This window comes from Enhygromyxa salina (genome assembly GCF_002994635.1).
Classification (GTDB): Bacteria; Myxococcota_A; Polyangia; order Nannocystales; family Nannocystaceae; genus Plesiocystis; species Plesiocystis salina_B.
Map to the genome: position 1 here is coordinate 1 of NZ_PVNL01000076.1, position 19,553 is coordinate 19,553.

Annotated in this window: 15 protein-coding genes; 6 read left to right on the forward strand and 9 right to left on the reverse strand. The window is 68.9% G+C overall.

From position 1 onward, the window contains the following. Positions 1-3,869: POTRA domain-containing protein (locus ENSA7_RS19710; protein ID WP_146157885.1), on the forward strand; the 3,869-nt coding region annotated here is incomplete at its 5' end. A gap of 9 nt (positions 3,870-3,878) precedes the next feature. Here ENSA7_RS19710 and ENSA7_RS19715 read toward each other — a convergent pair. The 4 genes from ENSA7_RS19715 to ENSA7_RS19725 are packed head-to-tail and all read right to left on the reverse strand — an operon-like array spanning position 3,879 to position 6,838. Further along, a complete protein-coding gene (locus tag ENSA7_RS19715) occupies positions 3,879-4,571 on the reverse strand; it encodes a hypothetical protein (protein ID WP_106090861.1) in 693 nt (230 codons plus the stop codon). 34 nt (positions 4,572-4,605) lie between these two features. Further along, positions 4,606-5,103, reverse strand: a complete 498-nt coding sequence (locus ENSA7_RS19720; RefSeq protein ID WP_181233920.1) for an FKBP-type peptidyl-prolyl cis-trans isomerase — start codon at positions 5,101-5,103, stop codon at positions 4,606-4,608. A gap of 8 nt (positions 5,104-5,111) precedes the next feature. Next, on the reverse strand, positions 5,112-5,243 hold the full coding sequence (locus tag ENSA7_RS45805; RefSeq protein ID WP_280524020.1) for a hypothetical protein: 132 nt from the start codon (positions 5,241-5,243) through the stop codon (positions 5,112-5,114). Further along, on the reverse strand, positions 5,240-6,838 hold the full coding sequence (locus ENSA7_RS19725; RefSeq protein WP_181233921.1) for a L,D-transpeptidase family protein: 1,599 nt from the start codon (positions 6,836-6,838) through the stop codon (positions 5,240-5,242). The genes ENSA7_RS45805 and ENSA7_RS19725 overlap by 4 nt, the downstream gene beginning before the upstream one ends. A 130-nt stretch (positions 6,839-6,968) precedes the next feature. On the opposite strand from ENSA7_RS19725, the gene ENSA7_RS43910 reads away from it, so the two are divergent. After that, positions 6,969-7,886, forward strand: coding sequence for a hypothetical protein (locus ENSA7_RS43910; protein ID WP_181233922.1), 918 nt, complete (start codon positions 6,969-6,971; stop codon positions 7,884-7,886). A gap of 35 nt (positions 7,887-7,921) precedes the next feature. On the opposite strand, the gene ENSA7_RS19735 is transcribed toward ENSA7_RS43910, so the two are convergent. Both ENSA7_RS19735 and ENSA7_RS19740 read right to left on the reverse strand, forming a co-directional pair. After that, entirely contained in the window at positions 7,922-8,779 is an 858-nt protein-coding gene (locus tag ENSA7_RS19735) for a PP2C family protein-serine/threonine phosphatase (protein ID WP_106090864.1), read from the reverse strand. After that, the gene (locus tag ENSA7_RS19740; RefSeq protein WP_181233923.1) at positions 8,779-10,224 is read right to left on the reverse strand and encodes a double zinc ribbon and FHA domain-containing protein; all 1,446 of its coding nucleotides are present in this window, start codon (positions 10,222-10,224) and stop codon (positions 8,779-8,781) included. Before ENSA7_RS19740 ends, ENSA7_RS19735 begins: the two co-directional genes overlap by 1 nt. Before the next feature lie 274 nt (positions 10,225-10,498). Here ENSA7_RS19740 and ENSA7_RS19745 point away from each other — a divergent pair, with 274 nt between their 5' ends. Both ENSA7_RS19745 and ENSA7_RS19750 read left to right on the forward strand, forming a co-directional pair. Beyond that, complete coding sequence (locus tag ENSA7_RS19745) at positions 10,499-11,692, forward strand: carboxypeptidase-like regulatory domain-containing protein (protein WP_146157886.1); 1,194 nt, start codon at positions 10,499-10,501, stop codon at positions 11,690-11,692. Further along, positions 11,689-13,491 carry a hypothetical protein gene (locus ENSA7_RS19750; RefSeq protein WP_106090867.1) on the forward strand — a complete coding sequence of 601 codons (1,803 nt, stop codon included), beginning with the start codon at positions 11,689-11,691 and terminating at the stop codon, positions 13,489-13,491. Before ENSA7_RS19745 ends, ENSA7_RS19750 begins: the two co-directional genes overlap by 4 nt. A 62-nt stretch (positions 13,492-13,553) precedes the next feature. Here ENSA7_RS19750 and ENSA7_RS19755 read toward each other — a convergent pair whose 3' ends face one another. Together ENSA7_RS19755 and ENSA7_RS19760 are read right to left on the reverse strand one after the other, a co-directional pair. Next, the gene (locus ENSA7_RS19755; protein ID WP_106090868.1) at positions 13,554-14,720 is read right to left on the reverse strand and encodes a hypothetical protein; all 1,167 of its coding nucleotides are present in this window, start codon (positions 14,718-14,720) and stop codon (positions 13,554-13,556) included. Next, on the reverse strand, positions 14,720-16,471 hold the full coding sequence (locus tag ENSA7_RS19760; protein ID WP_106090869.1) for an FHA domain-containing protein: 1,752 nt from the start codon (positions 16,469-16,471) through the stop codon (positions 14,720-14,722). The genes ENSA7_RS19755 and ENSA7_RS19760 overlap by 1 nt, the downstream gene beginning before the upstream one ends. A 171-nt stretch (positions 16,472-16,642) precedes the next feature. Between ENSA7_RS19760 and ENSA7_RS19765 the strand changes: the two genes are divergently transcribed. Further along, entirely contained in the window at positions 16,643-17,086 is a 444-nt protein-coding gene (locus ENSA7_RS19765; protein ID WP_106090870.1) for a cytochrome c-type biogenesis protein, read from the forward strand. 56 nt (positions 17,087-17,142) lie between these two features. Here the strand turns inward: ENSA7_RS19765 and ENSA7_RS19770 are convergent, their stop codons facing one another. Then, the gene (locus tag ENSA7_RS19770) at positions 17,143-17,862 is read right to left on the reverse strand and encodes a hypothetical protein (protein ID WP_146157887.1); all 720 of its coding nucleotides are present in this window, start codon (positions 17,860-17,862) and stop codon (positions 17,143-17,145) included. A gap of 150 nt (positions 17,863-18,012) precedes the next feature. Between ENSA7_RS19770 and ENSA7_RS42335 the strand changes: the two genes are divergently transcribed. Then, entirely contained in the window at positions 18,013-19,521 is a 1,509-nt protein-coding gene (locus ENSA7_RS42335; protein ID WP_146157888.1) for a peroxiredoxin, read from the forward strand. Positions 19,522-19,553: the final 32 nt, after the last annotated feature.

Consider the following 19,553-nt stretch of genomic DNA (forward strand, 5'->3'; position numbering starts at 1 on the left):
CCCCCGACCAGCCTCAGCCGCCCGCGAGCGACGGCCAGCCCGCGCCGACCGAAACCCCGCGAACGCTCGAGGCGCCCGAGACCGGACGGGTACGAGGCCCAGGCTCGCCCGCAGGAGCTGGCCAACCACCCGGCCGTGCGGGGCGCCCGGCGGCCCCGGCCAGCGAGGGCGGCGACGCGGCGGCGCTGCTGCCGGGGACCGGCTGCGACCTGCGCAACCGCGGAGACCCGCTGTACCCGGTCGCCCAGGCGCTGTCGTTGATGGCGGCCACCAACCTCGAGCTGCTCGACTGCAACCAGGTCGTCGACACCGGTCGCGGACCCCGAATGATCGAGGCCCGGCTGCGCGGCTCCGATCAAGGTCTGCTGCTGTACCGACTCGAGCGGCTCGCGGTCGACGGCTACGAGGTGTTCCTCGCCCCGCTCGACACCCATGAGGTCCTGATGGCGGCCCGCCCAGCGGTGACCAGCGCCGGGGTGTTCTACGTCGACGTGCAGCGGGTCAACCTGCACGGGACCTTCGTCGAGGGGGACGATCGCGCGCGCGTCGAGACGATCATTGGCCTGCGCCAAGGCAACTTCTATCCGTTCGAGTACGCCGCCCGACTCGCCGAGCTCGGCTACCGGGCCGAGTTCTACCCGGTCGCCAAGGGCGAGGTCGTGATCGAGGTCCGCCCCGGTCGGTCGATCCGCCGGGTGCGGATCCGCGGTCACATCCCGCTCGCCAAGCGCGACATCATGCGCCAGCTCAGCATCGAGGCCCAGCCGGGCGCGCTCGCTCGCGGTCAGTGCGTCGAGCCCAAGCGCCTGCGTCAGGGCTCGCCGCCGCCGATCTGCGACGGGCGCGACGTCGCGTGTCTCGAGTGGGAGCGCGACGAGCTCGCGCGCCTCGATCAGTTCTTGTTCGACAGCGGCTACTTCGACGGCACGTCTTCGCTCGCGCTGGTGTGTGGCCGGGCCACGGACGAGGCCGATCTGTACGTGTTCCTCGACAAGGGCAAGGCCTACAAGGTCGACCGCCGCAGGGTCGAGATTCGTGACCTCGACGCCGAGCAGCCCGACACCGGCAGCGGTGAGCCGCTCGAGGATCGAGACGTCCGCTGGATCCGTCGCCAGTTCATCCCCAAGGTGCTCGGGGTGTTTCGAACCCGGATCACCCGCGAGTTCATGGATCGGGCCCAGCAGAAGGTCATCTCGGCCTATGCCGATCCCAACGCCGGGCTCGGTCGGTTCTGGCGCAGCGAGGCCGCGACGCCACATCCGGAGGTCGAGGTCAGCACCAGCTACGAAGACATCACGCCGGAGACCCAGTTCGATCGCCACAGCATCCCGCTCGAGATCGAGATCTCCCGTGGCCCGTCGGTTCAGACCGAGTTCAGGCAGGCCCGCGGCGGCAAGCGTCGGCGCCCGCGCGACTCGGGGCTGCGGTTCAGCGACAGCCAGCTGCGCAACCACATCCAGCTGTTCAACCGGCGCGAGCCCGCCAGCGAGGCCGCGGCCGAGCGCGAGTCGGCCAACCTCCGGGCGTTCTATCAGAGCAAGGGCTACCTGTTCGCGCGCGTCGAAGGTCAGCACCTCGACTTCAAGTCGATGGACAAGCTGCGCTTCGAGATCGCCGAGGGCCCCAAGATCGAGATCGCCGACCTCTCGATCACCCGCCCCGCGCGACTCGGCACCGAGGTCGCCAGGCGGATCGAGCGGGCCTGGGAGGACGAGCGACACCTGCGGTCCGGCGGCAAGTTCAGCGAGACCGACGCGCTCGCCGACATCCAGTCGGTGCTCGCGGCCTACAACGCCGAGGGCTACCTGTGCGCGGACGTGTTCGTGTACGTCTCGTTCTGGGAGGACGCGCTGCGCGATCCCGACGGCCAGGCTGACGCGTTTCAGCCGGGCGTCCGGGCCCGGCTCACGGTCCAGGACCTGCTCGACAGCGGCGGCGAGGCCAAGTGGATCGAGCAGTTCAACGCCGACGGCCTGGCCGGCGTGCTCACGGCTGACCGCGCCAAGATCTGGGTTCGCGTCCACGTCGAGCCCGGCCCGCGGCTGGTCACCGCGAACAGCGAAGACGTCCGGTTGATCGAGCAGCCGATTCCGTTCTCGCGCAAGATCACCGATCCGATCGTGCGCGAGGCCGCCGATCCCTCGATCGCCGTCGAGGCGATCGCTCGCAGCCCGCTGCGCCGCCGCGGCGAGACCGACGCTGGCGAGGTCCCGATCACACCCAGCCTCGGCCGTGACGCTCGCAGCGCGATCGTGAGCCACTACCAGGGCCACGGCTACCCGATCGCCGACGCCGAGCTGACCTGGCGCTACACCTCGCCGGGTGGCCAGACCCTCAGCGCCGACGCGGCCCGCAACCTGACCGAGAGCCGCTTCGGAATCTGCTACAACCGCGCCACCGAGCAGCAGGTCACCGTCGAGCCGGTCGTCAACATCTACGAGGGCAAGGTCGGCGAGTTCGGTGAGATCTTGTTCCGCGGCAACTTCAAGACCCGCGAGTGGGTCCTGCGCCGCGAGCTGAAATTCGAGACTGGTGAGCCCTACGACCAGCGCCTGGTCGACGCCTCCGCAGCCTCGATCGAGACCGCCGGCGTCGCCAAGTCGGTCACGATCACGCCCTACCCGGTCGACTGTGGCTTCGATGATCCCGGGGTCTGCCAGGTCCACCAGGTCATCGCGTTCGAAGAGGCCAAGGACGTGGCGATGAACATCGATTTTGGGTTCGGGATCGCGACCCTCAATCCCTTCTACCTGTTCGCCAACCCCAGCTTCCCCAACCTGTGGGGGACCGCCTGGGACCTCTCGCTCGAGAGCCGCTACGGGTTCGACCTGTCCGACGCGCTCGAGAGCACGGATCTGTGCGCGGGCCAGGAGTGCTTCGAGCGGCTGGTCGCGGCCACGCTCACGCGCCCGCACGTGTTCGGCACCAGCTTCGACCTCGACATCAACGGCCGGGCCCAGCAGCGCGCGACCCCAGCCCGCGGCCGGATCTTGTCGGTCAACGGCGCCCTGCGGATCAGCCGTCGGTTCGGCGAGTGGACCTTCTACGCGGGCTACCTGTTTCAGCTGGCCAACGTCAGCAAGGACCTCGCCAAGCCGCTCGCCGGCACCACCAACGCGTGGGTCAACCGTGGCGGCGGGGTCGTCTCCGATCTGACCGGCCTGGTCGACACCGGCGTGGTCCTGACCCGAGTCGACAACGCCTTCAACCCCTACGACGGCTTCATCGCGACCATGGATCTGAAGCTGGCGTCGCCGTGGCTGGGCGGGCTCGACTGGTGGGCGCGCATCGACCTGAGCTGGCAACACTTCATCCCGCTGCCGATCCCGGGCACCCAAGATCGGCTCAACTTCCGCTACAGCCTGCGCTATGGCCACTTGATCCCGTTCCGCGGGCCTGGACTGCGCGGGCAGCCGGTCGACACCAAGACCGTGCCCGACGTGTGGCGCTACTACGGGGGCGGCACCGCCGATCTGGGCCTACGCGGGATCCTGCCCGAGACCATGCTCGTCGACGTCGAGGAGGTCGAGCTGCCCTACGGCGGGGTCATCTATCGACCGCGCGCGCAAGGTGGCCACATTCGGGCGATCGGCAGCGTCGCGCTGCAGGTGACGTCGGTCCGCGACATCTTTGGCGGCTCCCTGGCCCACTCGATCTTCTACGACTTTGGGGTGCTCACGCAGTTCTGGGAGGAGTTCAACTTCAAGCGGGACTTTCGCCACAGCGTCGGCACCAACTTCCTGAAGCTCGACATCGGGATCGTGACGATGGCGCTGGGCTACGCGTTCTTGCTGCCGGGCCGCTACAACGTGGGCCCGACCGACGATCGCAACGGGCGGTTCATCTTCGACGTCGGCGTGACGTTCTGACCGAGGTCTTCAAGACGGACAGGGGATCGGCGCGAGCACGTTGAGCGCGGGCAAGTGGCCGACCGCGGTCTGATTGAGCGCGTAGCCGCAGTAGTACCCGCCGTAGTACCCGTCGTCGTCGATGCACGACTCCCACCGCGGGATCGCCCACTGCGGTCCGAGGTCGGGCACCGCGTCGCCCTCGGCGTCGAGCAGCTTGGGTCCCGCGCCTTCGAACTGGGCGTCGGCGTAGACCAACAGCACGCCCTCCGCGACGATGTCGGCGACCGTTCGACACGCCGCCGCGGTGTTGGACATCCGCAGCCGCAGCAAGCTCGGATCTTCGGGGGCGACCCACACGTCGGCGACACTGCTGCGGTAGTAGCCGACCGCCAGGGCGCTGTAGCGGGTCTGGACGTAGCAAGAGCTACCGTAGGACTGAACCTGCGCGCCCCAGCCGAGCAGCGCGAACCGAGTCGGATCCGGCGCAGCGCCAACCGAGAGCGGCTTCGAGAACTGCAGCTCGAGCACGCCCGCGCCGATCCAGTCGCCGTCGAGCACGGTCGGCGGCGCGGTGTCGCTGGCGGTCGGCTCGGGCGGCGAGTCGAAGGTGCGCAGGCCTTCGCAGCTGTCGCGAGCTTCGCAACCACCGAGACCGAGCGCCGCGAACAAGCCGACGAAACCCGCGGGCCCGCCCGCTCGGACCGAGTGCTCGAGACCCATGCCCGAATACTCGCACAGTTTTTCAGACCACGAACTACGCCTTCTTGGGTGGGGGGGGCGGCGGCTTGACCATGGCCTTGCCCAGCTCGGTCTCTTTGCTGGTGGCCGCGCGCACGCCGATGATCCGCACGCTCATGCCGATCGTCTGGCCCGCGAGCGGATGGATCATCGCGACGGTCACGCTCTCGTCGGTGACCGCCTTGACGGCCAAGTGCAGCGGCTGACCGTTGGGCATCTTGGCCACGAACTTGCCACCGACCTCGAACTTGGTGTCCGCGGGGAACTCGGTCCGACTCATGACGTTGGTCGGCGCGTCGTCGATGGTTCCGAACGCCTCCTCGGGCGGGAACTCGAAGGTCTGCTCTGCGCCGGCCTCGAGGCCCTCGAGTCGCTTGGCGAGCCCAGGGATCAGCGTCTGCGTGCCATGCAACAAGCTGATCGGCCCGGAGATATCCGAGCTCTCGACAATTTCGCCGTCCGCGGTGGTGATGTCGTAGCCGAGCGTCACGACGGTGCCAGACTCAATCTTCATTGCCTGAATCATAGGTCGACGATCACCCCAAAACCAGCCTCGATGAACCCACGCGCGAGCGAGCGCAACCAGCGATCAGCCGCGAAGCCGACCTCCATGGCACCGCGCCAGACCGCCCGCGGGGGCACCGAGCCGCTCACTCGGTGACGACGATGGCGCTGGCCTCGGATCCCATGACCCCAGGCATGGCCGCGGCCCAGCCGTCGGGCAGCTTGGGCTCGGTGAAGCCAAACAGCCAGCGCGCGTCGGGGGGCGAGAGGTTCACGCAGCCGTGACTGCGGACCAGGCCAAACCCGCCGTGCCAGAACGCGCCGTGCAGCGCGACGCTGTTCGAGAAGTACTGCGTCCACGGCACGTCTTCGATCGAGTAGGCCTCTTCTTCGATGGGCTGGTCGCGCATCGAAGTCACGATGAACTTGCTCTGGACCCGATGGACCCCGACCGGCGTCATCCCGGGCTCCTTGCCGGTCGAGACGATCGTCGCGAACACCGGGCGATCTCCGATGTAGGCGACCAGCGTCTGCTCAGACAGATCCACGTGGATCCAGTGCTCGTCGGGCTCGATCCCGGGGGGGCGCTTGAGCTTGGCCGCTTCGCCGACCGCGTAGGCCCGCAGCAGCTTGCCGTCGGCGTCTTCGTAGTAGTCGTAGTCCCCGATTCGGAGCTTGCGGACGAACGGGTGGGTGGACCGGCGCGGCAGGGACTCCCCGGTGTCCTCGAGCAGGCCCGAGTCACCGATCCGCTTTTGCAGCGACAGCTCACGAACGACGAAGTGCAGGGGCAAGGGATCCTCGCCCGTGAGCACCTGGCCCATGAACTCGGAGCCCTCTTTCTTGCCGAGCTGGTACTTGCGCGCGTACACGCCCCGGTTGGTCTTGAGGAAGTGACGCTTGGCGTGAACGTGCTCCGAGGTGATCGTCACGTAGTAGCCCGCGTTGAGGTACTCCTTGACCACCGCCGGGACGTCGGCCGGTCGCTTGTCACGCTCGATCGGCATCGGCTCGCGGGCCTTGACGGCCAGCCACGCCTGCGCGGCCGCGTCGGCCTGGTCCTGCTCGGTGTAGGTCGGCATCCGGTGGAAAAACGAGGTGCCGTCGTGGTTGACCCGCCAGTAGTCGAGCGGCATGGCCTGGTCGACGTCGGGCCACGCCACGTCGATCGAGCCGTCGTCGGGCGGAGCGTCGGCGATCTCGAGCCCAGCGCCGACACAGATCCAGCCTTCGGGAAAGATCTGATGCCACCCGCTGGTGCAGCCGCCACCGAAGCTCCGCTGGCCGTCCACCCGAACCCGCGTGCCCGCGCGAAGCATGCCGATCCGGTTGGACTCGAGATCTGCACGCTCGCGGATCAACACCGCGCCAGCGGTCACCAGCCCGTGCTTGGGGAAGTTCTGCTCGTGCTCGTCGGTGAAGTCGACGGGGTCGTAAAAGACCTTCGTGAAGCTGGTGTAGTGGCCTTCGCTGTCCGGCGCGTAGGGACCGGTGGCCGTGCCCGCCGCGGCGTCTTCGGTCTCGCGCTGGTGCTTGGCGGCCTCGGCCAGGCTGTCTTCGCTGGGGCCAGCGGGGGGATTAGCGAGCAGCTCGGCCGAGCTGTCCGCGTCGTCGGCTTCGGGCTCGGTATCCGCGGCTTGGCTGGCGCTGGGCGTCCGCGGTCCCGCGAGCTCGTAACCACCCACGGTCACGCCCGCGCCAATCATGAAGCCGCCGAAGATCTCGAGTGCACGCCGCGTATCCATGGCCTGGGCCGCCGAACATAGTCGTGGGCACCGGCGCCGGCAAGCGGCTGTCCGCCGGCCTGTCAGCCCCCGGGCGACTCGTGGATCTGAGTCGACGACTCGGGCTTGCGTCCGTTCGGAGCTTTCGTTCATGCTCGGGTCCGTGCCCTTTGCGGTCCCTGCGCCCACGCGGCGCGCGTGCATGGTCCGACTGGGGCTGGCGACGGTGAGCGCGTGCGTGTGCGCGAGTCTGTCGCTGTGGTCCGCCGAGGTCGTGGCGGCCCCGGCCGTCGCGCCTGCGCCGATCGATCCGATGCCGTTCGGACCCGCGCCGATCAGTGAAGACGCCGGGCCGGCCGACTCCGCGCCCGCCCCGGTCGCGGCGCCCGAGCCCGCGCCGCTACCCGAGCCCGCGCCGCTACCCGAGTCCGCGCCGCTACCCAAGTCCGCGCCGCTACCCGAGCCCGAAGGGCCGCAAGCCGAGCCCGAAGGGCCGGAGCCAGAGCCAGAGCCGGAGCCGGAAGCGGAGCCAGCCGAGCCCATCCGCCCACCTCGCTTCGATGGCCCCTACTTCGGGGTGCTGGCGATGGGCACGACCAACTTCGCGAGTGTCAGCAACGTCGACACACCGTCTCCGCTGTTCGGCGCGGGTGGGTTCTTGCAGGCCGGCGACGCCGTGTTCCCGTGGATGAGCATCGGCATCGCGGCCGGCGGCCAGGCGGCGTGGGTCCGCGATCAGCAGATGTTCGAGGGCGCCCTGCTCGTCGAGTTTGGCTTCGTCCCGGCCAAGCGCTACCCGCTGTCGATCCGCACCGGCTTCGGATTCGGCGGCGGCGCGATCAGCCAGGCCGGCGTCGACAAGCGTGGAGGCTACGGCGGCGCGCTGTTCAAGGGCTCGCTCCGCTACGAGTTCTTCCCGCTCGCGCAGACCAGGCGGCCCGATCGCGGCGGCGGCTGGGCGATCGGCCCCGAGCTCGGCTGGCTCGGCGCGACGCCAGCGGGCAAGGGCCAGCCGTTCGTCAACACGATCCTGCTCGGGCTCTCGACCAGCCTGTACTTTGGCAGCTGAACCGCGACTTGGCGCGGCAGCTCTACTGTAGAACCCTACTGCAAAGTGTGGGACGCCCGATCGGGTGTCACCGGCTCGCGGCCCTGCGGGATCGGCAGGCCGTCGCCGACAAACCGCGCGACCGCGACGGTGACGTTGTCCGGGCCCCCGGCCGCGCACGCGGCCTCGGTCAGCGCGCGACAGCAACGAACCGGGTCTTGATACTTGAGCATCAGCTCGAGCACCCGCGGGTCTTCGAGCGGACCGGTGAGTCCGTCGCTGCACATCAGCAGCACGTCGCCCGCGCGCAGCGACACGTGCACGAGCTCGGGCTGGATCACGGGCTGCACGCCCAGCGCCTGCAACAACACGTTGCGATGCTCGTAGCTGCGACCCTGCTCGGCGGTCAGCTGTCCGCTGGCGATCATCTGCCCGACCACGCTGTGATCGGTGGTCAGCTGGGTCAGCGCCCGACCCCGGCGCAGATACCCGCGCGAGTCACCGACGTGGCACAGGTACAGCTCGTGACCGTAGACCAGCGCCGCGGTCAGGGTAGTGCCCATGCCGCGCTTGCCCGGGTGCGATCGCGCGTAGTCGAGGATCGCCCGGTTGGCGGCCGCGACCGCGCTGAGCATCGCCTCGCGGGCGCTCGCGTGATCGCCGAGCGGCGTCGCGGCCATCATCGTGTCGTACAGGGTCTCGGCCCCGATCTTCGAGGCCAGGTCACCCGCCGCGGCGCCACCCATGCCGTCACACACGCCGATCAGGGTCACGCCGATCCCGAGCTCTTGAACGGTGGTGCCGGGTCGCAAACCTCGCTCGCCCGTCGCGATGTTGGCGACGAGGAACGCGTCCTCGTTGCGCTCACGGACGCAACCGATCTCGGTTCGGGCGAACAGCTCGACACGCGCCACTAGTCGCGCCTCACCCGAAAAATTTGATCGCCGACTCGGAACATGGACCCGTACGGTACGCTCACCGCCCCGCGGATGCGCAGATAAGTGCCGTTGGCCGAGCCGAGATCTTCGAGCAGCACCGTCATCGCGTTGTCGAACAGCTCCATGCGCACGCGCGCGTGGGCCCGGCTCAAGAAGCCATCGCTGGGAAACACAATCTCCCCTTGCTCGCGCCCGATCGTGATCTCGGTCCCCCGTAAATGGTACCGATCTCCCTCGATCTCGCCGATGCAAACCTGCGTGAGCGCGGCCCACGGCGGCTTCACGGGTGTCCCGAACCCACGCACATGCTGAGCGTCGAGGACTTCCTGCGGCAGAACGTCGGGTTGATCGAGGCGCAGCATTTGATTGCCGAGCAGGAAGTGATCGCCCGGGTACACGGGCGCGGCCTCGGTCAGGCGCAGGAACACGCCGTTGCGCGAGCCCAGGTCGGCGAGGTGGACCCCCCCGTCGACCGGCGTGACTTTGGCGTGCTGCGGCGAGACGAAGGGATCTGACGGGAACGCGATCCCTCCCTCTCGGCCGATCTCGACCCCGATCGGCGGCAACGCGAACGCCTCACCCTCGCGCCCGTCACGACCGACCAGCACCAGCCGCTGCGAGCTACTTGGCTGTGGGCTCGCCCACGTCTGGGCTGGCTGGCCGCCGATGACCGGCGCCGCCAATCGCTGACCCCGAGCTTGGTCCCGCGCTTGTGCTCGCGCCTGCCCCTGGACCTGGGCCCGAACCTCGACAGGTGCGATCGGCTCGGCGTTGACCTCGGCGTGAACCCGCGGGCGCGGGAGGTTGCTCGACGACGCGCCTGGATCCGCCGCGTCGCGAGCCTGCGGCCGCGGTGCGGCCTGGGCCCGCGGGGGCGCGTTCGAGTACACGGGACCCTGCGCTTCGTACCCGCCAGGCGGCGCCGTTCCGCCGCGCTGACGATCGCCCTTCCCGCTCTCCGCGGCGTCGAAGCCCGCGTAGTTGGGGCGCGGGCGCGGGGCCGGACGCCGCTTGCCCCGCGGAGCGCTGGGATCCGGCGTGCTGTCTCGGTGTGGCTCCGACGGCGGCGAGCCGCCGCGTCCTGGCGGCGCGAACGTGGGGCTGCCCGGCTGGCGTGCGCTCGGGGCGATCTCGGTGTGTTCCCGGATTGGCATCCGCGAGGGGATGTCGACCTGATCACCGAACATCGCGCGGACGTTGAGCGCGCCCGTGTGCGGTCGAGCGTGGCGCAGCTCGACGGACTGGCCGCAGACCTGACAAAACGCGGCCCCGCCCGCGACCCCCGAGCCGCAGCGCGGACACTTCGACATGTCCGCGGGCCCGGGCAGCCGGGCGCGGAGCTCGTAGTCACACACATGACACCGCACCTCGTCAGTCGAGTTGTCGGTGCCGCACGCCGGGCATGGGATCGTTTGGGCCATCTGGTCCGCCATCCGGGTTCGGGCGGGCGCTGTGTGTCCGCCGACGGCAGGTCAACGGGCCTTGAAAGGCTACGCGGGCTGGGATAGACCGCGTGGCCAGGCAGCGAGGTTATCGGGCACCCCGCTGGGCGTCAATCGCAGCGCCCTGTACGCGACCCCGCTCTCGTCCGTTGGACCCCACCTCGCTCTCGTCGCTGCTTCGTCGCCCCCGGAGACCAACCTGCCACCCCTGCGCACACCCGGCCCGGTCTTCAAGGGTCAAGTCACGGCCCGGATGTCAGGCCTCGCCGCGGGCCTGGCTTCGAGTCTGGTCTTGAGCTTGGCGTTGCTGCCGAGCCTCGCCTGCGCACCGATCATCCGCCCAGCGCCGTTCAAGGGCGCCCGCAACCAGGTCACCGACACCAGCTTGGTCGGGCCCTTCGACGGGCAGATCGTCGACCAGGCCACCGGCGTCCCGGTTCAAGACGCGGTCGTCGTCGGGGTTTGGTCCTACGATCGCGGCGACGGCTTCATCGCCCCGAGCGGATCCGAGACGATCTCCGTGCAGACCGACGAGGCCGGGCGCTACCGGATCGGCCGCGCGCCCCTGCGCAAGCGCGGCGCCAACCTCCGCTTGGTGTCGTTTCACCTGGTCGTCTACAAGCGCGGATACGCGAGCTACCGCTCCGACGCGCTGCTCGAGGGCGGGGCCCGGCGCGACTTCACGGGCCGCCACAACCGGATCGAGCTCAGCAAGTGGCGCGATCGTGACTCCCACGCCGACCACCTGCTGTTCCTCGCGCCCCCACGCGAGGTCGCCCGGGTCGCCAACTGGGAGCAGCGGCAGGCCAACCTCGACCTCTACGCCGCGCTCGGCGGGGGCGAGGTCGCAGGGTCGGCGGGCGATGGCGAGCCGGACCCGACCGGACCGACCGGTCCAGACGGACCCGACACCAAAGATCTGTGGCTCGACGCCGGCCAGGTGATCTTTCCCGAGGACGTCGCCATGCGCACGGGCTACGACGGCGAGTTTGCCGTCGAAGATCTCGGCGACTTCCCGCGCACGGACTTCTATCACGGGGTCCTGTTTCGGGCCGTCGACCAGGACGAGGAGTACGACTTCTCGTACCGCACGTGGCACCGGCCAAGCGGCGGGCTCGAGCCCGTCATCGAGATCTTCCGCGAGAACCTCCCGGTCGAGGTCAGCGCGGAGGTCACCGACGAGACCTGGATCTACGAGGAGCCCGGCACGAATTTCCGCGGCGTCGCGTTCATCGACCGCGACCTGCAGACCGGCGTGCTCGTCAGCTGTGGCCCGGCCCAGTGCATCGACATCGACACCGCGATCATCTTGGCCAAGTACATCCACGGCCGGCTCGGTCTGCTGGGCAAGGTCAAGGCCAAGCCCGAGCCCGAGCCCGAGCCCGCGGGTGAAGCCGAAGACGCCGCCCCCACAGACCCGGCCACGAGTCAGGATCCCCCACCATGAAGCACCCAGCACGACGAGTCCGTGTCCTCGCCGGCTGCGGTCTGCTGACCCTCGCCCTCGGGCTGTTCACGACCCCCGCCGCCGCCTGGGATCCCTCGACGACGCACCAGGGTCTGCTCGAGTCCGCGGTGACCCGCAGCGCCGTCCACCTGCGCTGGATGGACGCGAGCGAGCTCGAGCGTGGGCTGTTCACCTCGCTGCGGGTCGATCCCGATCGCCTCTCGAAGGATCAGCTCCGGCTGCTGCAGCTGACCATGCGCGGCGCCCCGGCCGACATCGGTGCGCGCCCGCTGGGTGGGCCAGGCGCGTGTCCATCGGCCGACGCGCCGCCCGACACCCAACAATTTTGCGTCGATCAGGCGCTGTGGGAGCAGTCGGCCCTGGGTTGGCTGCGCCTGGGCATGCTCGCCGAGGTCACGCCGTCGGCCCGGCACCTCCACCACTTCGTCGATCGGGCCCACCCCGAGGCCCCGCGCTGGCGCGACGACGATCTCCCCGCTGCAGTCCTGCGCAAGCGCCAGGCTCGATCCAACGGCGAGCCGGTCGCGGGCATCGTCACGGGCACCAACTTCTCGGGTCAGGCCAGCTCGGCGGTCGCCTGGCTCGAAGATCCGAGCGATCTGCTCGCCCCCGCGCAGACCTACGCTCACCTGGCAGCAGCGAGCAGCGCGAGCACCCAAGCCGAGCGAGATCACCACCTCGCGCTCGGGCTGCTGGGCGTCGGCGCGTTGATCCACGTGATGCAGGATCTGTCGGTCCCCGCCCACGCGCGCGGCGACGCGACCGCCTTCTTTGCGCCGCTGTCCCCCGCCGTTGGCGATCGCGGGCTGCCGCTGCAGGAGTTCGTGCGCGTCGAGTATGGCCGCACGGAGCTGCCCGATCTGCTCGCGCAGATCTCCCGCAGCTCGCCCCCCGCGAATTCGGACGTGGACCCGGACGAGCCCGCGGCGTCCGGCGGTGGAGATCCCGACGACGACCCCGACGACGACTCGGAGCCGGACGATCCCGATGAGCTCGACGACGGTGATGCACCCGAGGCCCCGGCGCCTGCAGCCGAGCCCTCGCCCGGGCCCGGTCAACCGCCCGCTGGCGAGCCGTTGGCGACGACGCTGCTGGGTCACATGCTTGGCGAGGGGAGCTACAGCGGCATCGCCAACCTCGCCGGACGCCACTTCTTCTCGGAGTCCAGCGTCCCCGCGCCCGCCTACCTCGACCAGACGCTGAGCCCGACGAAGGCCGCGGCGACCGTGCTCGGTGACCAACACTGGCTCGATCCGGCCGAGGTCGAGGGCGCCACGCTGTCGCCGTGGCCGGCCGAGCGGGGCTACCTGTTGACCTCGACCGGGCGTCCGCTCGCGGCGTTCGACACCGATCTCGACGGCCGCATCCGCCCCTACCTCGACGAGACCTGCTACCGCGATCAGGCGGCCCAGCTGCTGCCCGCGGCCGCGGACGTGACCCGCTCGCTCCTCGATCTGCTGTGGCCCGCGTGGCCTCAGATGCAGCATCGTGGTGACCGCGTGGTGCTGAGCATCCCCGACTGGGCCAGCGCCGAGGTCCAGGTGTTCGTCCAGGCCGACGATGGCGTGCGACGCTCGATCGCTCGCCACGCCCTCGAGGTTGGGGCCAACAACGTCGTCCCGCTCGGCGCCGGCGAGCTCGCGGCGGGCGAGCGCGTGGTCCTGGTCCTCACCGCGACGCGCGTCGACGGGCCGCCGATCGTGATCGAGCAGCTCACGACCAGCGCCGAGTCGATCCCCGACCCCGGCCCGGCCCCGATCGTCCCCGTGCCGTGGTGACGCGTCCGTCGTCGCGGTGATCGGTTCGCGTTCGTCCGCGAGCGGCCGGGCATGCGCGAGCGTCAGCGCTTGCGCGAGCGGCCAGGCTTGCGGCGGGTGTCGGCCTTCCCGGCCTTGACCCTGGCAGCCTTGGCGTCGGGCGGCGCGACGGCGGCGGGTGCGTGCTCGTCCTCGGGCCCGCTCGCCGGCCGCTCGACGACGGGCAGCGCCTCGACGGCAACGCGCAGCTCGAGCAGCCCGAGCTGGCGGGGCGCGACCGCCAGGGCCAGACCGAGCAGCTCCTTCGCGCGATCGCGATCTTCGTCTTCGATCGCCTCGCGCAGCCCAGCCTCGCGGGCGCTGGCGAAGCTCGGATCCAGCCGCAAGACCTCCGCGGCCAGCCGCTCTCGCTCGGCGCCGTCGCTCGACCACGCTTGCCAGGCCAAGAACAGCGCGCGCAGGTGTGCGTCGCCGGTCTTCTCGGCCGCGGCGGCGAAGCTCTCGCGGGCGGCCGCGCGCGCCTCACCCGGATCCTCGCCCGCGGCGATCTCGAGCTCGACGCGCCCGAGCTCCCAGTGGGCCCAGCAAAATTCGGGCGCGCAGCGGAGCACCCGACGCAGCTCGGCGCGCGCGGCCCGGAGCTCACCGCCGCGACGCAGCAGCTGGCCCAGGCGAAACCGCGGAAACGGGGCGTCCTCGTCGAAGTCGAGCCGCCGTCGCAGCAGCCGGCGCTCGGCCCGGGGCGTCAGCTCACCGTGCTCCTCGAACAACCCCTCGCGGTACTCGCCGTCGTCGTCGTAGAGCACGCTCATCTCGGCGATCAGACCCAGCGCGAGGCGGACCACGCTCGAGGCGTAGGGCGCCCGCTCGCCGTCGTCTTCGACCATCACGACCTCGCCGCCCTCGTCCCAGGGATCGGCGGGCGCGACCAGCAACGCCAGTCCGATCTCCCCGATCACCCGATCACCCTCGCGCAGGATCTCGGCGGCGTGGGCCGCCTCGGTCGCTTCGATCTGATCGGCCAGGGTCAGCAGCCGGGCCTCGGCGCTGCCAAATTCGATCCCGTCCCAGCGGCTCCACAGCCCGGCGGCGTCCTCGGACAGCTCGGCCTGCGCGAGCGCTTCGGCGCTGGCCGGCTCGCCGACTTGATGCAGGCCGATCGGTGCGTCGACCAGCCTGTCTTCGATGCGATCGAGCAGCGCCTCGAGGCGCTGGTTGGGACGACCGGAGCGTCGTGATGAGGCCCCCATCAGGCGTTTTTCTTGTCGGGCTTGAACACGCTCATGGGCAGGTTGATGCCGCGCTCGGCCACCTCGCTGATGAACGCCGGGACCGTCCCCGTGGGCCGGAATTCGGTCGCGCCGTCCTGCCCTTTCATGGCCCGAAAGATCGGCATGTGCACGATCTGGTTGCCCTCTTTGACGCGCGGCTCGACCAGCTCGATGATCTGCATGGCCTCGTTGTTGGCGCCCACGCTGACCCGCACCAGGAGGTCGACCGAGCGCGCGAGCGCGACGGTCAGCGCCTGGATCGCCCCGCTGGCCACGGTGCTGAGCGCGGCCAGGCGACTCAGCGCGTGGGCCGAGTCGATCCCCCACACCGACACCACCGCGCCCGCCGTCGCGCCCGAGATCGCGTCGATCACCGAGGCGGCGTCTTCGTGGCGGCAGCGCTGCGAGACCAGCAGGTCCACCCCACCGCGCAGCAAGATCCCGAGCGAGTCGGACAGGTGGACGGTGTCGCCAGGGTCGCTGATCCGCCGGACCTGGATCCAGCTGCGCTTGTTGGCCCCGAGCCGCCCGGTGTCGGAGATGCAGACCACGCGCATGTCGTCGGGCACCTCGCCGCTGAGCGCGTGCATGAAGCGATCGAGGTTGACCCCGCCCGAGGCCGAGATCAGCAGCCGACGCGCGCCGCGGATCGCCGCGCGCAGGACCTCGCGCATGTCCTCGCTGAGCACGCCCTCTTGAACCAGCGCCGACAAGTTGTTGGCGTCGGTTCGGGTCCGGCGCAAATTCAGCACCGGGGCGTTGACCTGCGTCGGAGGCAGCAACGCGTACATGTAGAAGCCGTCGGACACCTTGCCCTCGAGGATCTGCTGACCCTCGACCAGGAAGCCCCACTGGCGCGCGAGCCGGCGGCAGGCCAACGCCAGCGCCCGATCACCGGAGAACCGGCGCTCGACCAGCTCGGCGCGGCTGGCCTTGTTGCTGCCCTCGCGGACCACTCGGATCGACCCGCCGCCGACCACCTGGATCTCGACGACGCCGTCGTCCTGCATCAGCTCGCTCAGCGGACCCAGCTCGAGCAGCTCTCGCGCGATCCGGCCCTTGAGCGGCTCGAGCTCGACCTCGGCCTCGATCTCGGCGTTGCGGCGCATGTCCGCGATCATCGAGTCGATCAGCGCCAGCGCCTTGTCACGATCGGTGTCGTGGACCTTGGCCGCGTGCAGCGGGTCGAGGTCTCGGATGTTGATCAGCGCGGTCTGGATCACCCGGCTGGCGATCTTGTCGAGGTAGGCGCTCTCGACTCCGGGCGCCGAGACCCGGCGCGCCGAGGTGAACACCGTCTCGTCCTCTTCCTCTTCGACGCCGGGCAGCGGCTCGCCACGCTCGGCCTCGGCCGGCGGGATCCCGACCGCCGTCCGCCGCGGCTTGCCGTCGGCGCCTGCGACCGGGAGCTCGGCGCGCTCACGCGGCGCGATTGACTGATCGTCGCCGTCGAGCATCAAGATGAAGTCACCGACATAGATCCGATCCGAGCGGCGAACCTTGCGGGGCGTCGCGAGCCTGCGGCCGTTGACGTAGGTCCCGTTGGTGCTCTCGAGATCCAGCACCTCGACGCCGCCCTGCACTCGACGAAAGCGCAGGTGGTACTTCGAGACGTTGGCCCGATCGAGCAGCAGCTCGTTGTCTTCCTCGCGGCCGACGCAGAACTGGTCGCCCTCGAACGGGAAGCGCTGAGTCTTCCCACCTTTTTCGTGGACCACGACGGTGAGCACGGCTCTGGCTTACCCCGACGGGGGGCGTGCCTCAAGCGCCGTGTTCGTCCGCGCCGAGTGCCAAGCCACGTGACCGGCGGCCGACCGCGCATCGACCGCGCATCGACCGCGCAGCTCGGCTGCGGGGGGCGAAGCCTGGAATCGAAATGAATGGCATAACTCCCGCATCCCATGAGCTCGCCTGTCACGCCGACGCCTGCCGATCTGCAGGCTGAGTCCCTCGCCCGCGACATCGCCGCGGAGATGCCTTCGCCCTACTGCCCCGGCCGCTCGATCGCCAGCTGCCCGACCCAAGCCGCCCGCGAGCTGGAGGACGACATCCTGGGCCTCGCCAAGCAGGGCCAAGACCGCGAGCAGATCGAGACCGCCCTGGTGTCCCGGTTCGGCGAGGAGAAGATGGGCGCGGCCCAGCAGAGCGAGATCCTCGTCGCGATCATCCTCGGCGCCGTGCTGGCGTTGGCGATGATCGTGGTGTTCGCCCGCAAGTGGCTGCGTCCTGCGGCCGCGCAAGCAGCTAGCGGAGAGGGCGCAAAGTCTTCCGCGCCGCTCGCCAAGGTCAGCGCCGACGAGCTCGATCGGCTCGAGGACGAGCTCGACGAGATCGACGGGATCTGAGCTGTTCTGGCCCGTATCTGGCCTGATTCAGCCCGGCGCGCCCCGTCGGTGCCCGATCACTTCTTCTTCTTTTTCGGGGGGAAGATCACGTCGTGGCAGAACTTGTCCCACTTCTTCTTTTCTTTGGCGTCCTCGAGATCGGGGAAGGTCATCGGCGCGCCGATCTTGTTCGAGTAGTCCACGACCCGGTTCTCGGCGACCGTCCACAGCGCGTCTTGGCGCTTGATCTCGATCTCATCGTTGTCGTTGTAGGCGACCGGGTAGCCGTTCATGACCAGCTCATGAGCCTCGATGATGTTGCCGATGTACTTGGACTTGGTGAGGATGTCCTGGCCCTGAGCGGCGAACAGTTTTTGCTGCCACGCGTCGACGACCGGATCGATGAAGGCCAGCTTGAACTGCTCCCACTGCTGCTGCTCGGGGCCGCCTGGTTCGGCTCCAAACGCCTTCTGGCCCTCTTCCTTCATCTTGTCGCGGAGACAGCGCAGCTCTTTCCAGTAGGTCTGCATGGTCTTCGCGTTGGCCTTGTCCCACTTGTAGAGGTGCTTCTCGCCCTCGGGATCCTTGCGATCCCAGGCAGCGAGCTCCTCGGCGGTTGGCTCGGGCAGCACCGACGTCGGGATCTCTCGCTTCTCACGCGGCTCGGTGTCCTCGACCTTCGGCTCCTCGTCGGCCTTTTTCAGGGCATCGACGGCGCTCACGCCACCGTCGCAGGCGAACAGAGCCAGGGCGAGCGTCCCGGTGAGACCGATGGTGACCTTGGATCGAGTTCGCATGACGGCGCCACTGTAACGAGCCAAGCGAGACGCTGTAAAGCCGTAGATCGCGTCGAGACCCGCGAATCCTTCGGCGCGGGTGAGCCCCTCGAGATCCGGGCTTTCTTCGATGCTCCACCAACGCCTAGACTTGCCGCGGAGGATCCAACCATGGCTACGCGCAAGAAGACAGGCAGCAAGAAGAAGGCTGCTGCCAAACAACAGACGTCCAAGAAGAAGTCGGCTTCCAAGAAGAAGTCGGCTTCCAAGAAGAAGTCGGCTTCCAAGAAGAAGTCGGCTTCCAAGAAGAAGTCGGCTTCCAAGAAGAAGTCGGCTTCCAAGAAGAAGCCCGCTTCCAAGAAGAAGTCGGCTTCCAAGAAGAAGTCGGCTTCCAAGAAGAAGCCCGCTTCCAAGAAGAAAGCCGCTTCCAAGAAGAAGGCCGCCGCCAAGAAGAAGCCCGCTTCCAAGAAGAAAGCCGCTTCCAAGAAGAAGGCCGCCGCCAAGAAGAAGCCCGCTTCCAAGAAGAAGGCCGCTTCCAAGAAGAAGGCTGCGTCCAAGAAGAAGCCTGCCGCCAAGAAGAAGGCCGCGTCCAAGAAGAAGGCCGCTTCCAAGAAGAAGGCTGCGTCCAAGAAGAAGCCTGCTGCCAAGAAAAAGGCCGCTTCCAAAAAACCTGCCGCCAAGAAAAAGGCCGCTTCCAAGAAAAAGGCCGCTTCCAAGAAAAAGGCCGCTTCCAAGAAGAAGGCCGCTTCCAAGAAGAAGGCTGCTGCCAAGAAGAAGCCTGCTTCCAAGAAGAAGCCTGCTGCCAAGAAGAAGGCCGCTTCCAAAAAACCTGCCGCCAAGAAAAAGACGACTTCCAAGAAGACGACTTCCAAGAAGACGGCGGCCAAGAAGACGGCTTCCAAGAAGACGGCTTCCAAGAAGACGGCTTCCAAGACCAACCCCGCTTCAACCCAGCCAGCCGCCGCGCAAGCGGAAGGCCCAGCGGAGGAGCGCAAGCAGAAGGCCGCGAAGCCTGAGGGCAGCACCGTCTCGCTCGAGGTCGGCGACACCGCGCCCGCGTTCGATCTGCCGGCCGACGCCGACACGCGCCACTCGACGAGCTCGCTCGCTGGGCGACGCTTCGTGCTGTACTTCTACCCGCGCGACAACACACCGGGCTGCACGACCGAGGCGATCGAGTTCACGGCGCTCGCCGATGAGTTCGCCCAGCTCGGCGTGGTGGTCCTGGGTGTGTCGACGGACAGCCTCGACTCCCACGGGAAGTTTCGTGCGAAGCACTCGCTCGGGATCGATCTGCTCGCCGACACCGACTACGCCGCATCGGTGGCGTACGGCGCGTGGGGTGAGAAGCTGCTGTACGGCAAGCCGGTCGTCGGCATGATCCGCTCGACCTTCGTCGTCGGCCCCGACGGCAAGATCGAAGCCAAGTACCTGGTCCGCAAGGCCGCTGGCCACGCGGCCGCCGTGCTCGAGGATCTGCGGTCGCGGCTCGACGCGCCCGCAGACGACGCCCCCGTCGCCGTGACCCAGGCGGCGCCCGAGGACGACGAGGACGTGCTCGACGGTCCCCAGACTGACGAGGACGACGAGCCCGAGGCCGAGACGATCGACGAGATTCGGGAGAGCACCGAAGAGGGCGAGCACGACGACCAGGACGAGCTCGCCGACGACAGCGCCTGACGTTGCGCTGCCCAAACGACAGCGGGTAGCTT